General features: G+C 33.6%; 16 protein-coding genes and 1 pseudogene. 2 read left to right on the top strand and 15 right to left on the bottom strand.

The features are described 5' to 3' along the window. Nucleotides 1-40: 40 nt before the first annotated feature. The 12 genes from ACH2CJ_RS14210 to ACH2CJ_RS14155 all read right to left on the bottom strand — a co-directional run bounded on the left by ACH2CJ_RS14210 (nucleotide 41) and on the right by ACH2CJ_RS14155 (nucleotide 13,784). Nucleotides 41-892, bottom strand: coding sequence for an ABC transporter permease (locus tag ACH2CJ_RS14210; RefSeq protein ID WP_394993604.1), 852 nt, complete (start codon nucleotides 890-892; stop codon nucleotides 41-43). Further along, complete coding sequence (locus tag ACH2CJ_RS14205; protein ID WP_394993603.1) at nucleotides 882-1,847, bottom strand: Gfo/Idh/MocA family oxidoreductase; 966 nt, start codon at nucleotides 1,845-1,847, stop codon at nucleotides 882-884. Before ACH2CJ_RS14205 ends, ACH2CJ_RS14210 begins: the two co-directional genes overlap by 11 nt. Nucleotides 1,848-1,884: 37 nt before the next feature. After that, nucleotides 1,885-2,466 (bottom strand): acyltransferase, encoded by a 582-nt coding sequence (locus ACH2CJ_RS14200; RefSeq protein WP_394993602.1) that lies wholly within the window; start codon nucleotides 2,464-2,466, stop codon nucleotides 1,885-1,887. Further along, nucleotides 2,466-3,605: a DegT/DnrJ/EryC1/StrS family aminotransferase gene (locus tag ACH2CJ_RS14195; RefSeq protein WP_394993600.1), complete on the bottom strand. Its 1,140-nt coding sequence runs from the start codon at nucleotides 3,603-3,605 to the stop codon at nucleotides 2,466-2,468. Before ACH2CJ_RS14195 ends, ACH2CJ_RS14200 begins: the two co-directional genes overlap by 1 nt. A gap of 63 nt (nucleotides 3,606-3,668) precedes the next feature. Continuing rightward, the gene (locus tag ACH2CJ_RS14190; RefSeq protein ID WP_394993599.1) at nucleotides 3,669-4,742 is read right to left on the bottom strand and encodes a sugar transferase; all 1,074 of its coding nucleotides are present in this window, start codon (nucleotides 4,740-4,742) and stop codon (nucleotides 3,669-3,671) included. A gap of 42 nt (nucleotides 4,743-4,784) precedes the next feature. After that, nucleotides 4,785-6,065 carry a nucleotide sugar dehydrogenase gene (locus tag ACH2CJ_RS14185; RefSeq protein ID WP_394993597.1) on the bottom strand — a complete coding sequence of 427 codons (1,281 nt, stop codon included), beginning with the start codon at nucleotides 6,063-6,065 and terminating at the stop codon, nucleotides 4,785-4,787. Nucleotides 6,066-6,202: 137 nt separating this feature from the next. Continuing rightward, nucleotides 6,203-8,581 carry a GumC family protein gene (locus ACH2CJ_RS14180; RefSeq protein ID WP_394993596.1) on the bottom strand — a complete coding sequence of 793 codons (2,379 nt, stop codon included), beginning with the start codon at nucleotides 8,579-8,581 and terminating at the stop codon, nucleotides 6,203-6,205. Between the two features lie 64 nt (nucleotides 8,582-8,645). Continuing rightward, a complete protein-coding gene (locus tag ACH2CJ_RS14175; protein ID WP_394993595.1) occupies nucleotides 8,646-9,569 on the bottom strand; it encodes a polysaccharide biosynthesis/export family protein in 924 nt (307 codons plus the stop codon). Between the two features lie 128 nt (nucleotides 9,570-9,697). Then, complete coding sequence (locus ACH2CJ_RS14170) at nucleotides 9,698-10,192, bottom strand: transcription termination/antitermination protein NusG (RefSeq protein ID WP_394993594.1); 495 nt, start codon at nucleotides 10,190-10,192, stop codon at nucleotides 9,698-9,700. A 745-nt stretch (nucleotides 10,193-10,937) separates the two neighbouring features. Beyond that, nucleotides 10,938-12,005, bottom strand: a complete 1,068-nt coding sequence (gene gmd, locus ACH2CJ_RS14165) for a GDP-mannose 4,6-dehydratase (protein ID WP_394993592.1) — start codon at nucleotides 12,003-12,005, stop codon at nucleotides 10,938-10,940. Between the two features lie 45 nt (nucleotides 12,006-12,050). Further along, nucleotides 12,051-12,794, bottom strand: coding sequence for a glycosyltransferase family 2 protein (locus ACH2CJ_RS14160; protein WP_394993590.1), 744 nt, complete (start codon nucleotides 12,792-12,794; stop codon nucleotides 12,051-12,053). A gap of 60 nt (nucleotides 12,795-12,854) precedes the next feature. Continuing rightward, complete coding sequence (locus ACH2CJ_RS14155) at nucleotides 12,855-13,784, bottom strand: GDP-L-fucose synthase family protein (RefSeq protein WP_394993589.1); 930 nt, start codon at nucleotides 13,782-13,784, stop codon at nucleotides 12,855-12,857. 381 nt (nucleotides 13,785-14,165) lie between these two features. On the opposite strand from ACH2CJ_RS14155, the gene ACH2CJ_RS14150 reads away from it, so the two are divergent. Both ACH2CJ_RS14150 and ACH2CJ_RS14145 read left to right on the top strand, forming a co-directional pair. After that, complete coding sequence (locus ACH2CJ_RS14150) at nucleotides 14,166-14,549, top strand: hypothetical protein (protein ID WP_394993587.1); 384 nt, start codon at nucleotides 14,166-14,168, stop codon at nucleotides 14,547-14,549. 89 nt (nucleotides 14,550-14,638) lie between these two features. Continuing rightward, nucleotides 14,639-15,603 (top strand): annotated as a pseudogene (locus tag ACH2CJ_RS14145) (radical SAM protein). A gap of 190 nt (nucleotides 15,604-15,793) precedes the next feature. Here ACH2CJ_RS14145 and ACH2CJ_RS14140 read toward each other — a convergent pair. From ACH2CJ_RS14140 to ACH2CJ_RS14130, 3 genes are all read right to left on the bottom strand, one after another. Continuing rightward, nucleotides 15,794-16,081: a DUF3127 domain-containing protein gene (locus tag ACH2CJ_RS14140; RefSeq protein ID WP_394993585.1), complete on the bottom strand. Its 288-nt coding sequence runs from the start codon at nucleotides 16,079-16,081 to the stop codon at nucleotides 15,794-15,796. A gap of 71 nt (nucleotides 16,082-16,152) precedes the next feature. Beyond that, nucleotides 16,153-17,307 carry a type IX secretion system outer membrane channel protein PorV gene (gene porV, locus ACH2CJ_RS14135; protein WP_394993583.1) on the bottom strand — a complete coding sequence of 385 codons (1,155 nt, stop codon included), beginning with the start codon at nucleotides 17,305-17,307 and terminating at the stop codon, nucleotides 16,153-16,155. A 56-nt stretch (nucleotides 17,308-17,363) separates the two neighbouring features. Then, the coding region (locus ACH2CJ_RS14130; protein WP_394993581.1) for a hypothetical protein at nucleotides 17,364-21,491 on the bottom strand (4,128 nt) is incomplete at its 5' end.

Genomic DNA, 21,491 nt, shown 5'->3' with positions numbered 1-21,491 from the left:
TGCTGTTCTTTACCTCCAAATTTCACATCGATTCATGATTTTACACAGTATCCATAAAATTCTTCTCAGTGTTATTAAAAATAATCAATCCAAGCGAGAAAATGGTAAATGTAAATGTTAGTGAATATAACAATCCTTCCCAACTAAAACTGCCCACGCCTAAAAAAGCATAACGGAAAGTTTCGATAATAGAAGCCATCGGATTGACAGTCATTATCCACTGATACTTAGCTGGTATAACAGAGGTTGGATAAATTACAGGGGTAGCATACATGGCTAATTGAATCCCAAAAGTTACTAAAAATTGTAAATCTCGGTACTTTGTTGTCAATGCCGATACTAACATACCAAAACCCAAACCCATAAATGCCATTATCAGCACCAATATAGGTAGTAATAATATATAAATATTGGGATGAATACTCACTCCTTTAATCAAATAATAGCCTAATAATAAGATAAAAAGTAAAAATTGGATACTAAAAGTCAATAAATTGCTTACTACGACTGATAATGGTACAATCACCCTTGGGAAATATACTTTGCCAAATAGTTGGGCATTCTCCGTAAAACTATTGGAAGTTTTAGAAAAACACGCTGAAAAATAGTTCCATGAGCTAACACCTGCCAAGTAAAACAAAAGTGGTGGTAAACCGTCCGTTGATATTTTCGCTACTTTGCTAAATATTACAGTATAAACAATGGTCGTAAACAAAGGTTGAATAAAAAACCATATTGGTCCAAGTATTGTCTGTTTATATACAGCTACAAAATCTCGGTAAACGAATAAGCTGAGTAAATCCCTAAATCGCCAGATATCACTTAATCGTAAATCAAAAAGTTTGTCTTTGGGCGTAATTGAATGTTTAAAACTTATTTTTTCAATTGACATTACTTACTTTATTAATGTTCTTTAAAAATGGGTGACATTCTTCTCCCATAATCGGAGAAATTCTTGCATTCCTAATATCATGTACAATTTCAATTGATGGATATGCTTCACTCAAACCAAATCCGTTTCCTAACAAAATTTGCTCATAGCTTTGGGTATGCAAATCTGTAAATCCATCACTAAATTCTATTTCCTCCCCTTCCAAAACCATCGACCGAAAAGTTCGTTTATTAGCTAATTTGATATATTTTGGCAAAGTTTCATAATCTGTGCTTAAAAACCAGCGTACCTTAGCTTTTTCCAATTCTAAATAACCAGCAGCTTTATTTTCTTGATGAAGATGTACCATATTTTGTTTCGGCTTGCCAAATATCCAAGTAAGCATATCAAAAAAATGTACGCCTATATTGGTTGCTATCCCACCTGATTTGCTTACATCGCCTTTCCAACTCGCATTGTACCAATTACCACGAGAAGCGATATAAGTTAAATCAAGGTCATAGATTTTATTTGAAGTATCTGACTCTATTCGCTGTTTGAGTGCAATAATACTTGGATGGAGGCGTAACTGAAGAATATTGTATACTTTCTTTCCATATTCTCGTTCTATTTCCAGTAAAGCATCAATATTCCAAGGGTTCAATACAAGTGGTTTTTCACAGATTACATCAGCAAAATTCCTTAATCCAAATCTTATGTGGGCATCGTGTAGGTAATTGGGGCTACAAATACTTACAAAATCAACTGGATTTCCCTCTCGGCGTAATTTATCAATATGCCTATCAAATCGTTCAAATTCAGTAAAAAAATGGGTATCTGGAAAATAACTATCCATAATACCTACTGAATCAAATTTATCAAAAGCTGCAACCAAGGTATTTCCAGTTTCTTTGATTGCTTTCAAGTGCCGAGGAGCGATAAACCCTGCTGCTCCAATTAATGCAAAAGTTTTCATTTATTTAAGGGGAATGGCGTAATTACTTTGACTTTCTTTACAGTTTTATAACCTGGTCTTTAAATAACTTATATTTTTCTCCACTTTCTGAGCAAAGAGCAACATCTTCTTTACTAAAATTGAGTCGATGTCCATACTCACTTACCCACCCAATTTGTTTGGCAGGATTACCCACAAGTAAAGCATAGGGAGGAACATCTTTGGTAACAACTGCACCAGCACCAATTAAAGCATATTGTCCAATATTATTTCCACATATAATGGTGGCATTAGCTCCTATACTTGCTCCTTTATGAACAACAGTTTTTTTGTATTGGTCTTTTCTAATGATGGCACTTCGAGGGTTGGTAATATTGGTAAAAACCATTGAAGGGCCAAGAAAAACATCGTCTTCACAAATCACCCCTGTATAGATTGATACATTGTTTTGAACTTTTACATTATTACCTAAAACTACATCGGGTGAGATTACCACATTTTGTCCAATATTACAGCCTATTCCAATTTTGCATCTTGACATAATATGTGAAAAATGCCAAATCTTTGTCCCTTCGCCAATTTCACAGCCTTCATCTATATAGGCGGATTCATGGACAAATATATTATTTGAGTTTATCATTAATTATTCTTGAAAAAGGCTTTCATATTTTCAACAATATAACTCAGTTGCGATTCTTCCATTTCGGTATGAATAGGCAATGAAAGAACACTGTTGCAGTGTGCGTTACTATTTGGTAAACCACCAATTATTTTACTTATTTTAGTAAAGGCACTTTGTTTATGAAGAGGTAATGGATAATATATCATACTCGGAATACCTTTTGTATGAAGAAAATCTTTCAGTTTATCTCGCAATGCAGCAGGTACTTTGATGGTGTATTGGTTGAATACATGTGTTGATAATGGATTCCTGAATGGAATGATAATATCTTGAATGCTTTGAAGTGCTTCATCATAAAAATGAGCAACCGCTTGTCTGGCTTGGTTATATTGGTCGATATGCTTTACTTTTTCTAATAAAATAGCGGCTTGTAAAGTATCTAAACGAGAATTTGTACCAATGATTTCGTGGTAATATTTTTTAGATTGTCCGTGATTTGCCAACATCCGTAATGTTGTAGCTAAGTTTTCATCTTGTGTAAACATTGCTCCCCCATCGCCGTAGCAACCCAAATTTTTAGATGGAAAAAAAGAAGTTGTACCTATATCCCCAATAGTACCTGCATATTTACTTTGACCATCTGTCATTTTACAGCTTGCTCCAATACTTTGGGCTGTATCTTCAATTACTTTAATGCCTTCATTATGAGCTAATTGCATAATGCTATTCATTTCCACACATTGCCCAAATAAATGAACTGGAATGATGGCTCTTGTTTTTGAACTAAGTCCCTCTGCTGCAATAGCTGCATTAATATTGAATGTATCGGGCTCCACATCAACAATCACGGGGGTTAATTGAAGTAACCCAATCACCTCTGCCGAAGCAACATAAGTAAAGGCAGGTACAATTATTTCATCTCCTCTTTGCAAATCAAGCGACATCAAGGCAAGTTGAAGAGCATCTGTACCATTGGCACATGAAACTACATAGTTTGAATGATAATGAGTTGATAGTTTTTGTTCAAAATCTTTTACTTGTTGTCCATTGATAAAATTGGTATTTTCTATACAGTTTTGAATAGCTAAATCAATCTCAGATTTAATTCTCAAATATTGAGATTTTAAATCTACCATCATTATTTTATTGTGGTTCATTGAGGACACTAATTATTATTCAAGATTTTTGATAAGATATATTCGGTAATTACCTTGAATTATTTATTGACTACGGGCTCTTTTGATGAATATATTATTTAAAATACGCATCAAATACTTAAAATCTGTTATCAAAGGAGCTTTTTGATACGCATGCAGATAGGTCATTTCAGAGTCAACAATTTCTTGAAATGTTTTAGGCATATCGGCGTAAAATGGGGGTAATAAGCCTGGCTTAGTTTTGACTCTTAATTCTTTTAAATAATCGGGGTATAAATTAAAATAATGTTCACTTATTGGTCTTACTCCTATCAATTTTATATCGCCTTTGATTAAATTATAAATCATTGGTAGCTCATCAATCCAATATTTACGAATAATTCGACCTCCTGTACTAACCCTAAAGTCATCCTTAAATTTGCCTCCAATATCCAAACCATGATTGTTATGTATGTATTCCTGCACATACTCGGCGTAAGGATGCATTGACCTAAATTTATAAACTGTGATATTTTTAGCATTTTTCCCCATTCTAACCATTTTAAACATTAGTCCTTCACTTGGCGGAGTTTTTGTTAGACTTGGGTTATTTTGAAAATTGACTTTAGCAATAATAATCGTTTCTTCATCTGTTTCATTATAAGAAACAATATTAAATCCATTATATATAAGTCGTCCTAAAATTTCAGATTTAGATACATCTATTGGTATGTTTAGCAACCTACTAATTTTTCGAAAACCTTTTGTTTTAGGTAATACTCTTCTAAAGAAAAAGTGAAATGGATAATAAATAGTCAGTAAATGAAGGGGTAAATTTGATTGAAGTCTCTGCTTAATATTTTCAGCAGTAATTATTCTAAATGCAAAAAACTGATTTTCGTCAATGATTTTAGAGACATTTTCGAAAATTAGATTAGGATTATGTTTCTTAATAAGTATATCTTCAAAATATAAGTTTTGTGATTTAACTTCTATTTTTTTTTGAATTATTTCATCAAGCTGAATAACATGCCAAGTTGATAAAGGAGAAAATTTGCAAATAAATGATGGTATGATATTTTTTGAAAAATCCCTCTCTAACACTTCCTGATTAAGCGTTTGAAATGTATTATTTGGTATAATTACAGAATTATTCAATGAACGAATCCTTACCAGTAAATGGGACTTGGGAAGAAAAATTTATAATCTGATATCCACCATCTTTTTATCAAAGATAGATTTAATATCGAAAACGACTGAATGAATGTCTTTCTTTAGACTCTTAAGGTCTAAAGATAAAAATTGATTATGTGCTACCGCTACTATAATACCGTCGTAAGTTTTTAAATTGAGTGTATCTATAAGTTGAATATCAAATTCGTCGTGAACCTCTAATGGGTTTGCCCAAGGGTCACAAACCTCTACTTCAAGACCAAAATCTATGAGTTCATGGTAAATATCCATAACTTTGGTGTTTCGAATATCAGGACAATTTTCCTTAAAGGTAACACCTAAAATGAGTATTCGGCAAGATTGTAATTGTAAACCATTTGCTATTAATTTTTTAAGAATTTTCTTAGCGACAAAACCTCCCATAGCATCATTTACCAAACGTCCAGAAGAGATAACCTGTGGCGAATAACCCAAACTTTGGGCTTTATGCACCAAATAATAAGGGTCAACACCTATACAGTGACCGCCTACTAATCCTGGCTTAAACTTTAAAAAATTCCATTTAGTGCCGGCTGCTTCAAGTACCTCATTGGTATCTAAACCCATTCGGTCAAATATCAAAGCCAGTTCATTTACGAAGGAAATATTAATATCACGTTGAGCATTTTCAATGGCTTTGGCAGCTTCTGCAACCTTTATAGAGGGTGCTTTATAAGTTCCTGCTGTGATAATTGAACCATATAGCTGATCTACGAATGTAGCTGTTTCAACCGTTGAACCTGATGTGATTTTAAGAATTTTTGCAAGAGTGCGTTCTTTGTCTCCAGGATTTATTCGCTCTGGCGAGTATCCACAAAAAAAATGCGTATTGTATTGCAGCTTGCTGTATTTCTCTAAAACTGGCACACAATCCTCTTCTGTACATCCTGGATAAACTGTAGATTCATAAATGACAATATCACCTTCTTTAAGTATTTTACCCACCATGGTGGATGCTTTAACTAAATAACTTAAATCTGGTTTCTTGAAATCATCAATGGGGGTTGGGACTGTAATAATAAATATATTACAACTTTGTAAATCTTCTGCATCAAACGAAAAAGTTAAATTTTTAGTTGATAATATAACGTCTTTCTCCATTTCAAGAGTTGAGTCATAACCAGCGAGTAATTGTTTGATTCGGTCTTTCTTGATATCGAAACCTACAGTAGAATACTTTTTGCCAAATTCAATCGCAAGTGGAAGCCCAACGTAACCTAACCCAATTATTCCAATTTTAATTTTTTGGCTATTGCCAGAATTAATCATACGATAATGAAAACTTGTTTTAGGTTTTCGCTTGAAAAGAGTCTGAAATTATAGAAATTAAACTTTTTTTATAAACAACTTCTTAGAAAGAATATAAAGACTCATTGAGATATCGGCTTTTTACCGACAATATCATCTTATTTACTACTTTTTTTTGAAAACAATATCTTTAACCAGCCTTTTTTGCTTATTTCTTCTCCATAATACCCGTTGCCATATCCATATCCATATCCATATCCATATCCATATCCATACTCAGAAGAATTTTTATGATTTACAGCATTAAAAATTATGTTGATAGATTTGAAAACTTTTTTTCTAATCAATTCTGGAATGGTTGTAAGGAATTGTTTTGGGGTTTTTTCATGCCTAATAATGTAAAAACATATATCGGCATAGGGTGCTAAAAGTGTTGCATCAGTAACTAAACCTAAAGGCGGGGTATCAATAAGTATATAATCAAATGAATGTTTGAGTATTTCAAGCAATTCTTTAATTCGACCATTGGAAATTAATTCAGATGGATTTGGTGGAATTGGACCACTTGGAATCAAGAAAACATTATCAATTTTTGTTTTTTGAATTATTTCATCAATTTGGGCTTTACCAATTAAGAAATTTGACATTCCTTTCTTACTGTTTATTTCCAAATAATCATTGATTTTGGGTTTACGAAGGTCTAATCCAAGAATAACTACCTTTTTATTTAATAATGCTAAAGATGTTGCAATATTAAGCGTTACAAAACTTTTCCCCTCTCCACTTGTTGACGAAGTGAATAGAATTGTACTTGCAATCCCATCCTTACTATCTGCTATAAGATATTGCAAATTGGAACGAATCATCCTTATTTGTTCACTCACAAAACTTCTGCTACTAGCATCTATGATTTCACTTTGATCTTCTTTTGGTTTAAGTGAAATTTCACCAAATACTTTCAAGCCTGTTTTACGTTCTATTTCCTTTTTAGATTGAACAGTATTTGTTAATAATTCTTTAATGGAAATTAAGGCAAAAGGTATTGCTAAGCCAATAAGTAATGCCATCATGTAGATATTTTTTCTATCAGGCTTAATCGGCCCCCCAGTATCGTATGGCATGTCAACAATGCGACTATCAGTAACTGTAGAAGCATAAGAGAGTGCTGTCTCTTCTCTTTTTTGAAATAATAATAAGTATAGATTCTCTTTAATCCCTGCTTGTCTTTTGATACCAACATACTCTCTTTCTTTACGAGGGATGGTTGAAATGGAACTTTCAAGACGATTATTTAACCTTTTCAAATTGTTTCGACTAACATCAAGGTTTGTCTTTTGATTATTAATATTTTCTCGAATGGCTTGCTTGACATTTCTCATTTGGCCATTAACTGTTTCCAATAGAGGGTTTCCCGGTTGTACAGAACGAGCCAACTTTGCTCTTTCCGACTCCAATTGTGCATATTGTGTTATATATCCACTCAAAACAGGATCATTGACCATTAAAGTAGCAGGTGCAAGATTGCCCGCTTCAGAATTGTTAATATAACCTTCTACCCCTGACAGCACTTTAGTTTGTACATCCAATTCATTAAGTTTGGCATCATTTTCTTCTACCTTTCCTAAAAACAAACTTGCCTCTGAGCTTAAATCCGTGATACCTTGCACTCGTTTATACTGTTCAACATCTTGCTCTACATTTCCTAACTCGCTTGTAACTAATTTGAGCCTTTCTTCTATGAATCTTAGCGTATTGGTTGATTCTCGGTTTTTGTCTTCCAAAGATGTATAAGCATATTCTTCTAAAAGCTTTCCTAATATTGCTTTTCCTTTATCCGGCAACGCAATTTCAATTCCTAAAGAAATAAACGAAGTCTTATTACTTAAAGGTGCTATTTGAATTCCCCCGACCAAGCCATTAACTAAACCTTCATGAGACTGAAAAATTACTTTAATTGGATCTGTGGATGGGGTTATATTTTTATTTCTGAAAACTCTAAATTGACCATAAGGGCTTTGAATTAATTGGCTAAAATCAAATTTTCCAACAACATTTTTTTTAGTGTCAAGTATTTGATATTGATTCTCTGAAACATACTTTATATAAAAAGGATTACTGTAAGCAAAATCTTTTATTTCTTTTACAATGACTTTTATTGGGACGTCGCTGTAAAGCTCTTTGTCTCGACTTCTTGCTTCATGCCAATAGGTTACTGTAAGATTTAATGCGTCAATTACTCTTCCAATTAATGCTCTTGAACGAAGTACTTCAATTTCGTTATCCATTTGTTTACTACCTAATGCTGAGAAGTCATCAATCAGATCACCGCCTTTTTTCTTCGTTTTTTCATCTTTAATCAGCAATGTTGCATTGACTTTATAAATTGGGGTATATTGTTTTAAATACAAATATGCACCAACATATCCAAGTATCATAGTAAGTAGAAACCAATACCAATAGCGTAAATACTTGAACAGGAAACCTAAAATATCGAAATCTGCTTCGTGTTCTTCGTTAAAAATATTATTTTCGGTCATAGGAACGATTGTTATTAATTAGATAGTTTCTTGAATTTATTTAGATAAATGATACAATTATCTATCACTTAAAAAGATTGGCTATTATTGCCAAAAATGAAACTAAACTAAGATATAATGGTAATCTTTGTAATATAAGACTTGGGGGCGGTTGTTGCTGAAAAGGAATTTCAGGAACGAGTTTGTGCTTTGTTGGTTCAACATAAATAATATCACCATTTCTAAGATAAAAGTAAGGCGATGCAAAAACAGACCTGTCACTTATGTTTACAAGCCCAATTTCTCGTTTATTGTCAATATTTCGAATTACCACAATACTATCTCTTTTGGCAAATATCGACAAGTCGCCAGCTAAGGCAATGGCATCAATGATAGTTGTACGGTCATCTAATAAATTGAAAGTACCTACTCCGTTCACTTCTCCCAACATAGAAAACTTATGATTCATAAAGCGGAGATTAACAACTGGAGATTTTATGCTTTTTTCAAGTTCTGTTTTAATAAGTTCTTCCGCTTTCTGTAATGTCAATCCTCCAAGTGCTAATTTACCAATAAGAGGGATATTTACAAAACCCAAAGAATCTACTGGATAACCTAATGGTTGAACGCCACCACCTACATTACCTGAAAATACAGAAACAGGTAGAGTATTTACATTAGTAAAATTAAGTATTTCATTTGACTCAACGTTGAGACTATTTACAATGATTGCTAAGATATCATCTTTCTGAATAACTGTAACTTTAGGTTTTTGAGTACTAATGTAAGCAGGATATGAAACACTATCCGTTTGAAAATATCCTAATTTGGGTGGCGGTACTCGTTGAATGGTTGTACATGAAGATAGATTAATAAAAACAGCACTTATTGCAATCAAAAAAATGTTTTTTGTAGTATTTACTTTTTTGAAATAAAAAATCATCGGAGAGCGAGAGTTAAGTATCGCCAAAAATAAAGAGTTTTCTTTAATACTAAGCAAATTTTTCATAAAATTTTATATTATGCACAGTTGGTAATTTCACTTATTGTTACAGCTTCGCCCTTTAAGTCCCATTTTATAGACTTCATATTTAGAAATTATTTGTTATTACTGCTCGTACTGTTAATAAATGATACTTAATAATTATCCTTCTTTTTGATTTTATTTATACTCAAATCTATAGAGATAAACATCTTTAGAGATTCTATTTTTACTACTATTTTTTTTCCTTGCTTATTAGTAATCAATGCATCTTTACCCGAAAATACACCTGAGTTAATTACTATTGTATCATCGATTTGAAAATCTACGACTTCAATTGATGTATGATCAAATTCATTTAATAAATCTTTAATAATATTAATTTCCTCTTGCTTAACTATTGCGGGCTTTTTTAACCAAAACAGATAGCGAACTACTCCAGAAACTCCAAATACCTTTTGTCTATCTTTATCTTCAAGGTTTACAAAACAATAAGATTTAAACAAAGGAACTTCAATAACTTTTATTCTATCTGACCATTTTCGTTCTTTTTTTATTGTTGGACAAAACACCTCAATTCCTTGTTTAGTAAGGCTTTCTGCAACTTTTTTTTCATTATGTGATTTAGTGTATAGTACGAACCAAGCCATTATAAAATGTTTATTATTTGTTTTAAAGCTCCGCCCTTTCAGTCCCATTTGTGGAGCTTATAATTAAAAAACTACTTTTAATCTATATATTAAATTCTTTGAGTCATTAGGTTGTGAATTTACAAATTAGCATAATTCCTCTCTTAATTCTATTTTTAAATTCATTTCCCAATTTTTTGAGGGGCTTTACTCGACCCGCTAAATATTGACTTTTAAGTTCATAATTACGAACTTATCAATTTTATAGCATTTTGGATAATTACTTAAGAAATGATTAATGTAGAAACAAAACCATTTTATAACTACCCCCGATTTTCAAGATGGGGGATCTATTAGAAATTTTTGTTATATTGACAATTGAAATTCAAGCAACGTGACATCAAAAAGTTATCATAGTTGTCAAATAAACGAAGCAAAATCAGATTTTTGAGATATTCTTTTCTTAAAGGTTGGAAGAAAAAAGTAGGGACGAAATGGTTTTTATATAATTGTAAATTCATAGCAAAAATTTTTTTTGAATAAGTAAAAATATTAAGCTCACTAAAAATAATATAATTTAGATTTGCTGTTATTTTCGTAATGTAAAAGTAGTATAACAATGGATAATAATAATAAAAAAATGTATATATTTATTATTCGGTATATTGTAACATACTCAAAAAGCTCCCAATTATACATAAAGAACTGGACAGCAATGAGTTATAAAAAACAAGATAAATTGATTTATCATTTCTAAAAAAATTATTTACCGATTAGAAAATAATGCCACATCACTTTGCATCATGTCTTTAACTAAAGACGATAAATTGTATTTAGGCTCCCATCCAAGTTTTGTTTTAGATTTAGAAGGGTCACCTATTAATAAGTCGACTTCAGTAGGGCGAAAATAGTTTGGGTCAACTTCTAGTACAATACTTCCAATTGGCAATTGATACAATTGATTATTACATAATGCAACTATCCCTTTTTCATTAACACCTTCTCCTTCGAATTCAATTTCGATACCAACCTCAGCAAAAGCCATTCGGACAAACTCCCTCACTCGTGTTGTAATACCAGTTGCAATAACAAAATCTTCTGGATATTCCTGCTGTAGAATCAACCACATTGCTTCTACATAATCTTTGGCATGTCCCCAATCTCTTTGTGCATCTAAATTACCTAAAAACAATTTATCCTGCTGACCCAAAGCTATCTGAGCTACTGCACGTGTTATCTTTCGAGTTACAAATGTTTCTCCTCTCAAAGGAGATTCGTGATTGAATAAAATACCATTACAAGCATACATATTGTAAGCCTCTCTATAATTTACTGTTATCCAATAGGCATATAGTTTAGCGACAGCATAAGGAGACCGTGGATAGAAAGGGGTAGTTTCAGACTGTGGTACTGCTTGGACTAAACCATATAATTCAGAAGTGGAGGCTTGATAAATCTTTGTTTTTTGACTTAATCCTAATAATCTTACGGCTTCTAAAACCCGCAATGTCCCAATTCCATCTACTTGTGCAGTGTATTCAGGTTCATCAAAGGAAACTTTTACATGTGACATCGCACCTAAGTTGTAGATTTCATCAGGTTGTACTTCTTGAATAATACGGATAATATTGGTAGAATCTGATAAATCACCATAGTGCATGATAAATTTTACATCTTTTTTGTGTAAATCTTCATATAAATGATCTATTCGTTGAGTATTAATTAAAGAGCTACGACGTTTGATTCCATGTACTTCATATCCTTTGTTTAATAAAAACTCAGCCAAATAGGCTCCATCTTGTCCTGTTACACCTGTGATTAGGGCTTTCTTCATTTATTAATTTTTTAGACGTTTTTTGGGTGGAAGCAAAATAATAAATCAAACAAACCATTGAATGATTTTTGAAATGGGCTTAACATATAACGTGTACCAACGAGGTTTAATACCATTCTTTTTCCAAGCTAACCTGTCTTCAATGTTAGCCTTTATTCGACCTTTTATCGAGCCGTTACTATTTCCGCCAGCCCTCATTTTCATTAAGACCTCAGGGATATAATAGGAAGAAACTTTATACCTATATAACATTCTCAGCATTAATTCATAATCTCCAGCAAATCTGAATGATGAATCATATAAGCCATAAGCCTCATAGGCTGATTTTTTTAAGAAAAAAGCTGTATGTGGCGGCATCCAACCACTCAAAAAACGCTCACGACTATAATTGCCTGACTTCCAGTTCCTGGTTATTTTATTGGTATCCACAGAATCGACATAATGTAAATCGCCATAAACTGAATCTGCATTTGACTCTTCAAATGCTTTTACAATTTTACTAATTGCTTTGTTATCTGGGTAAAAGTCATCTGAGCCCACTATACCTATCGCATCTCCAGTTGCCATTTTTACACCCTTACTCATGGCTTCAAAAATACCACTGTCTTTTTCGGAAACCCATTTAATTTTATCACCATAAGATTTTAAGATTTCGACAGTTCCGTCTTTTGAACCTCCATCAACAACAACATATTCAATATTGGGATAGTCTTGAGAAAGAACGCTTTCTATGGTTTCTCTAATTGTTGCTGCCGAATTATATGCTGCAGTGACGATTGATATTTTCATTTCTATTATAATTCAAAAAAAGGTTGACACAAACTACGTTATATAACAATACCAAGATTATTACCCAAAATTCTTTAAGTAATCTTGATATGCTAAATTAACGCCCTCCTCCAATGTTATTGTATGTTTCCAACCTAAGTTATGAAGTTTGGTAACATCCATCAGTTTACGTGGAGTTCCATCTGGTTTCGTTGTATCCCATATTATTTCGCCTTTAAAACCTACAATACCTCTAATCAACTCTGCTAATGCCTTGATGCTTAGGTCAACACCAGAGCCAATATTTACAAAGCCTTCTTCACTATAATTTTGCATTAAAAAAACACAAGCATCAGCCAAGTCATCGGCATGGAGGAATTCTCTTAAAGGTGAACCTGAACCCCATAAGTTTACGAAATTGTCTTTATTTGTTTTTGCTTCATGAAATTTTCGAATCATTGCGGGTAAGACGTGTGAGTTCTGCAAATCATAATTGTCATTTGAACCATACAAATTAGTAGGCATCACAGATATAAAATCACAACCATACTGACTTCTGTATGCTTCACACAATTTTATACCAGCAATTTTAGCAATAGCATAGGGTTCATTTGTAGATTCAAGTAAACCTGTGAGTAAATACTCTTCTTTTAATGGCTGTAGAGCCAATTTGGGATAAATACATGAAGAGCCTAAAAACATTAATTTTTTAACCAAGTGCAAATATGCACTATGAATAACGTTGTTTTGGACAGCTAAGTTTTCATATATAAAATCTGCTCTTAAAGTATTATTGGCTATAATACCTCCTACTTTGGCAGCAGCCAAAAAGACATATTCTGGCTTTTCTGCTTTAAAAAATGAAAGCGTAGCTTCTTGATTTCTCAAATCCAATTCTTTTGATGTTCTAAATATTAGATTTGTAAATCCTTTATTTTCAAGATTTCTTAGAATGGCTGAACCAACCATACCTTTGTGACCAGCAATGTAAATTTTTGCATTTTTATTCATAAGCATTTACCAAGAAATAATATTCATTTTTGATTTTTTGAAGAATTATTATCGCTACATTTTTTTGTTTGCTTAATAGATACTAAATTAAGCATCAGAAATTTAAAATTTGGCATTATTTATAGTTTGTTTGAAAACAGACTCATTTTTACTTTGCAAGATTCAAGTTTTAGTTTAGAGTAGCTAATTTTTGGCTTAACCCCCTAATTACAGTTCCAATATCTCCCAAATATATAAGAAATAAGTGTTCGGCGAAATATAAATTTATTATTCGGTACTTTTTCTCAAAACGGGTTTTTCCATTACTTTGATATGTTATACTAAATATTTATAATATACCATTTTGTTCTTTACTAAATTTAATCAATGACATATTACAAAATGAAAGAACATTTAGTAAATCTTCTTTTTGAAGAGTATAAACAGCAATGTTTGTTTGACGAATTAGTAAAGAAAGGAGTCGAATTGGCAGGTATTTGTGTGAATAATTTAGATATTATTATTGATATAGTTGGCTTTCCAAAAGATACATATATTGACAAGAATACTGTAGAATATGATTTTAATTTTTCTCGTGATATTCTGATGCACCAATATTATGAAGTTTATAGGTTATTAGCGGCTCAACAAAAGATTTTTGTTTCTCCAAAAGGTTTAGAAATAGAATCTGGGGCAGATACTGAAACTGTTAAACAGAACCTTTTAGAGTATGTAAATTGGCTATATGAAGAATTTGAAAAATGGGAAAATGGGGAGTATGAATAATATTCTGATGGTATTCTGCACTTATTTCATTAAAATGCCTCTATTTTTTGGAAAATTTAGAAGGATTTTAAGAATTCACGAATTTTATAATGAGGCTAATTAAGCCCCCTATACTCTGCAACTATTACGTAACTTATCGCTGCAATGCTACTTGTAGTTTTTGTGATATTTGGGAAAAACCATCGCCTTATATTACCCTCGAAAATTTCAAAAAAAACCTACAAGACCTTAAAAAATTAGGCGTCAAAATTATTGATTTTACAGGTGGAGAACCACTTCTTCACCGAGAATTAGATTTGCTTTTAAGCGAAGCAAAAAAGCAGGAATGTTTACTACTGTAACAACAAACTGTCTTTTATACCAAAAATATGCCGAGCGATTAAAAGGTAAAATTGATATGCTGCATTTTTCGCTTGATTCTCCCAATGAAGATGAACACAATGCTTCAAGAGGGGTAAAATGCTTTGATAAATTAATAGATTCTATTAGAAGAGCAAAAGAATTAGGTGAACGACCTGATATTTTATTTACAGTTTTTGAACAAAACATTGATAAGATTGAAAGGGTTTGGAAAGAAATCTCACAACCAAATGATTTAGTTTTAATTCTAAATCCAGTCTTCAACTATAACCAAGTAGAAACTGGAGATAGCTTTAACAAGCTTTTATGGTGGGGCAAACAAAAAAACGTGTATTTGAATAAAGCCTTTATATCACTCCGAAAAAACGGTGGAAATAACATCAAAAATCCTGTCTGTAAAGCGGCATCTTCTACGATTGTTATTTCTCCAGAAAATAAATTAGTGCTTCCTTGTTACCATTTAGGCACAAAAGATTTTGTAATAAATGATGAACTTTTCAATTTATATAATTCAGAAGAAGTACAACAAATTGTTGCTTTAGAAGGCAAGTTAAAAGAATGTGAAGGTAGTGTGATTAACTGTTATATGCAGCCATCATTTTCGGTAGAAATCAACAAATATTTTTGGCAAGCACTTCCAAGCACTTTGAAATATAACCTTATTAAAGGTACTTGGAAGAAGATTTTTGGATAATCTGAGAGGTTAAACTTGATTCTAAAATTTGGTATCTATCCCTCATGTACATCTTTTTTCACCTGTCTAAATAGCCTATTGATTCCATCAAATGCACAGCCAATTAAACCCACACATATCAGGAAAGGCATAAAAATAAGTCATTTTACAAGAAATTCATGATTAATTTTACTGATTTTCACGTTTCAAGCTAAGATTTTTTCACCTCTTGAATCCGCCAAGCTTGCAAGGTATTAAAGCATTTTTCATCAACAACTCTACCTTTTAGATTAATTGAGACAATTATTTCTTGTCCTTCGGTGAAATAATCCAATGCGGCAACAGATTCACCGTGAAGCTCTAAATTTATTGTCTGTGCGTACTTTTCATTGGTAATTCGTAACCAAAATTCTCTTTTCTGAAAATCTTTTGTATTTTCAGTTTTTGCAGAAATAACCTCAATATTTTTGATTTTCACTATTGTCCCTTTTAGTTCCATTTTTTTAAAGTTTGTAAAATAGCCCCACATAAGTAGGGCTACCAAATTTATAGAAAAGCACGTAAGATAAATTATTTGAAAGGGCAATAATTCAATGAAATACGAAAGGCATTTGACAAAATTATATTCTGTTTATTCGGAATCAAATAAGATAAATCCAAACCAAAATTCTTAAATTTACCGCCCAAACCCAACGTGATATAATGTATATCTCCCTTTCGTTTGTTTTGGGTATAATAGCCCGCACGAGCATAAAGGAATTCTCGAAATTGAAATTCCGTACCCATTGAAAAGGAAATTTCTCTCATAATTTCACACAAACCGTCTGGTGCAGTAGTCCATGATTGAAAAATTGAACCAATACCTGTAATGTTTTCCTCATTTCTGCCTGCAATTACTTCATTTTTGAAATTCCGAATGGAAGGTGTAGGCACTAATAATTTGTTGGCATCAATGGTAAATATTAAAACATTATGCTTCTTTCCAAGAATAAAATTTTGTGCAGCACCGAGCTTTAGCAAGGTTGATTGAAAAGTCCGCTTTTTATAATCGTTGTATGAAACTTTCCCGCCAATGTTTGTCAATGAAGCTCCGTAATTTAGCCAATACTTTTTTGTTCCCCCACTGGGGGTTAGGGGGCTGTTATGAAAGAAATACAAATCTCCAGCAATGGTATTTACTGGTTTTATCGTAGCCGACAAGTCCGAATGGATATATTTCAAACCCACAGAAAAGCAATTATTATTTTTCAATTGCTTGGCATAAAAACCAGCAATGGAAAACTCTTTTGAAGCAAAATTCCTTTGAAAAATGCCTTTTTGATTACGAATTTCCACACCGCCAGCATCAAAATACTTGACTGTTAGTCCAAAGGCATGATTATTTTTGACCTTAAAAGTGTTCAAGGCATGCAGATTCATTCCTTGAATGAGATTTATGTAATAAGGCGTATAATGCAGAGAAATTCCAAAGGGTTTTTCCTTTTTTGAACTGTCTTTTGAAGCATTTAGAAATACTAATTTTGCAGGATTCATTAAGCCACTATTGGCATCGGGTGAAATCGCAATCCCTGCTTCGCCCAATGCCGCACTTCGAGCATCGTAAGTGAAGTTTTGAAAAGGAAAAGCACCGACTAAAACTCGATTCGGATTAACTGGAGTATAGGCTTGTGCTATACTTTGAAGACTTACTAAAAATAGCAAGCCAATCATTTTTAAATTTTTCATCTAATTTTTTGTTTAAATTCCTTGTCAATCAAGTTGACAAGGAATTAGTGAATGTTTTAGTTATTGACTTTAATAATGCGTTTTTTTAAGGTGACAGGTTTGTTTCCATCCGTGCCAACGATATACAAAATGTAGGTCTCTGATGGTAAATTGAACAAGTCGATTACAATGCTATCTAAGTATCTTTCTTGCCCGCCACCTTCGTAAAGTATTTCTCCTCGTTGGCTATAAAGAATGAGTTTTACCCCATCAATGCAGCCTTTCGATTTGATATATAATTTTCCAGAAGTCGGGTTTGGGTAGGCAATCGCTTCATTGATGTTATAATTCAAAACTGCAATGGTAGCCGTTGATTCATCTGATTTTTCATTATCAGCATTGATGCAGTACAAACTATACTTTTGCGTTTCACCCAGTGTGCCAGTAACCTCAATCTTTTCGCCACTTTGACCATTTGACCAGACAATTGTGCCATTACAAGAAGTCAATTTCGAAATGGTCAATTGTTTATTCAAGCAAAGCGTATCAGTAATTGAATAACCACGAATGCCATTGCTCGTTTCAATCTCAATTCGGCGAGGTCTTACTCTAACTTTGACTGATGCGGTATCAGATACGCATTGCCAAATACCACATATAGCAGAATAAACCGTGTTTTTCTCTGGTCTAACTGTAATACTTTGTGATTTCTCTCCTGTATTCCAAAGTAAATTTTCATCGCAGCCACTGGCAATTAGTGTGGTTTTCTCACCATCAAGAATGATTAAATTTCCACTAATCATTGGCTTTTTTGGAGTTTGATAAACTTTGATAAAAGTTGTAGTTGTATCTGAAACTAACGGGCGACGTTCCGTCGAGTCGAATCCTACACAGATAGCTTTGTAAGTAATATCTGATTTGGGTGAAACTGTAAATGAAAGGTCTTTTAAATCTTGATTATTTAACCAAACCAACAAACCGCCATCTTCACATTTTTTTGCGGTAATGGATGTTGAAGAACCCGCAGCAGCGGCCGCAATACATAAAGTATCTGCACTGGCAGTTACAACAGGCATTTTAGGTCTTACATAAATCTTAAATTGATTCCATTCGCTGTAACAACCATCGACAAAACAGCGAGCATGATAAATAGTTGTTTGTAAAGGTTTTACTTGAATTTTATTCACAGTATCAGCCATTGAAACGCTTTCTACCCTCCATTCAGTCCGATTACAGGCACTTGCGAATAATTCAATTGTTTCGCCTTTGACAATAATTGCAGTTTTTTCAATACCTTTGGCTGTAATTGTTAGGGGCGTTATTTTTGCTTTGACGGTAACTTTGATAGCAACTGCTTCACTCCAACCAGTTTCAGCATCATAACACGATACGGCATAAGTATTTGATTCGGTTATTCGCTCTTGAAATCCTTCGGGTACTTCCACTCGATTTGGAATATCCATCCAATTTTTTGTCCAATGAACTTCCGTGCCAGTCATGCAGCCACTGACCAATTTTACAGTATCTCCATAACAGATTATTTGGTCTATAGCCGTTGGTGATGGCGTTTTCATTGTGATTTCAATCTCATTTGAGTTGGTACAACCATAGCCACCTACACAAGTAACACTATATTTTGAGCTACGTCTTGGCTTAACTTCAATGGTATTTATATCATTTTCACCAGTTGACCATCTGACAGAGCCGTTACATCCACCAGTGCCAATTCTTACCGTTTCACCTAAGAAATAGGTCGTTCTTTCGCTGCCAATGTCAGGTTTGTTGGGCAATGAAATTGGATTTATCGTTATATCTCCCGCACCTTCACCAACTGAAGTTGAACACATGACCCTAAAATTAGTCTTCTGTGTAATTAAGTATGAATTGGGATTCTCAATAGGTTTGGCATCCATAAAATCATCATTATGCCAAACGACCCAATAAAATGAGGTAGTACAACCACTCTGACCAAGTGTAGCCGTTGAACCCCAACAGACATCTTTTCCAGTGGCTTGAATAATGGGTGGTTTTACCTCAATTGTTATTTTACCTTTTCCACCACAAGCGTTTGGACTTATACATTCTGCCACATAATCAGTGTATCTGTTCGTTGGCCAAACTGTGATTGGATTTCCGTTTGCTTGTCCATTTTGCCAACTTACCACACCATCGCAACCAGTTGTACTTAAAATGGTTGATTCTCCTAAAATAACTGAATTCCTTGAGGCAATGATTTGAAAATCTTGTGCTTGTCGAATATCAATACCAATGGTAGTCGTACTTTCGCCAGCACTTGTTACACAATGCCCAGTAAATGAACCCGCTTGAACAATTCCATTGTAAAGAGGAGTAATTTCGTTTCTACGCCCATATTCTGGAGAAGTCCAATAAATATCATTGCTTGGGCAACCAGTCATGCTCAAAGTTGTTGAACCACCGATACAAACAATAGTAGGAGAAGCTTTTACTTCAATTTTTGGAACTGATACATTGACTGTTATTTTACCATTTCCACCAATACAACCACCATTTGCCGTACAAATAGCCGAATATTCAGTGGTTGCTGTTGGTGTTACAGAAATATTCATTCCACTTTCACCAGTATTCCATGTAATAATTCCAATACAATTTGTGATACTCAATGTTGCTGTTTCACCCAATATTAGAGGATTTTTTGAAGCAATAATTGTAGGAGTAGCACCGATAGGATTAATGATTAATTTGACCGCAGTTCGTGCATCACTTAAACAATTATTTGTAGTGTTTCTTGTTTCTGCATAAAAAACGCCCCCCAGTGGATACTGCTCTATTGATGGTGTATAGATAATCGAATTTGCTAATAGCAATGTTCCACCAATTGAAGCATCATACCAATCAGCAATCTCACCAGTTCCAACGGTAACAGATAATGTTGGAATTGTTTCATTTTTACAAATTGTTTTATCACCACCCGAAATTGGACTTGTAACAGTTGGGCAAACACAAGAAGGAGCTGTTACATTTATTTTATTTTGGCATCCAGTTGAAGAAGTTGCTGTGATTTCTACATTCATTCCTTTTGGAATATCTTTTACAATTGTCCCCGAAACAATCCCTGCTGCGGCTGTGATATTTGTTGCATCACTTGTAAATGAAACGCTATAAGTCAATAAGTCGGGTGAACAAGTTTTTGTGCCTTCTATAAGTGTTGGTAAAGCATTTATTGTTAGCGAAATTGCAGTACGAGCCGAACTAACACAATTAGTAATCGTGTTTTTGGCTTGTGCATAAAAAATGCCACCAATTGCAACATTGGGCGTATAACTTGAACCAGTTGCCAATAAATTGCCACCACTTGGTGCATCGTACCATTCTACTATGGCAGGCATCCCTGCTTCATCAGTTCCAACACTTACCGTCAAAGGTGGAATTGTTTGACTTTGACAAATTGTTTGGTTGCCACCACTAACAGGTGCATTTACTGTTGGACAACTACAATTGGGAGAAGTTACCGTTTGAGTTACGACACAACCTGTACTACCTGTCGCTGTCAATATAATATTTGTCCCTGTTGGAATTCCTGATACAATACCTGCTGCGGCAGCCGCTGCTGATACTGTCCCAACACTGCTTGTTAAGACCCCATCACTTGTATAAGATACCGAGTAAGTCAATAAATTAGTCGAACAAGCACTTGTTCCAACGTTTAGTATTGGCAAAGCATTAATTGTTAGAGAAATTGCAGTACGAGTCGCACTAACGCAATTAGTAGTGGTGTTTTTGGCTTGTGCATAAAAAATGCCACCAGTTGCAACACTTGGCGTATAACTTGAACCAGTTGCCAATAAATTACCGCCACTTATAGCATCGTACCACTCTACTACTTCACCATTTCCAACATTTGCTGTTAAGAATGGGATTATTTGACCCAGACATATAATTTGATTACCACCACTAACAGGTGCATTTACTAACGGACAAGTACATGTTGGCGAACTTATCGTTTGGGTTACCACACAACCTGTATTGCTTGTAGCGGTCATTATAACATTTGTGCCTGTCGGTATTCCTGATACAATCCCTGCTGCGGCAGCCGCTGCTGATACTGTCCCAACACTGCTTGTTACGACCCCATCACTTGTATAAGATACCGAGTAAGTTAATAAATTAGCCGAACAAGCCCTTGTCCCAATGTTTAGGGTTGGTAAAACGTTAATTGTTAGCGA

It is taken from the genome of Emticicia sp. (genome assembly GCF_043780375.1).
In the GTDB taxonomy this organism is placed as follows: domain Bacteria; phylum Bacteroidota; class Bacteroidia; order Cytophagales; family Spirosomataceae; genus Emticicia.
The sequence above is the reverse complement of the archived record's forward strand: the minus strand, read 5'-3'. Positions and strand labels throughout refer to the sequence as shown.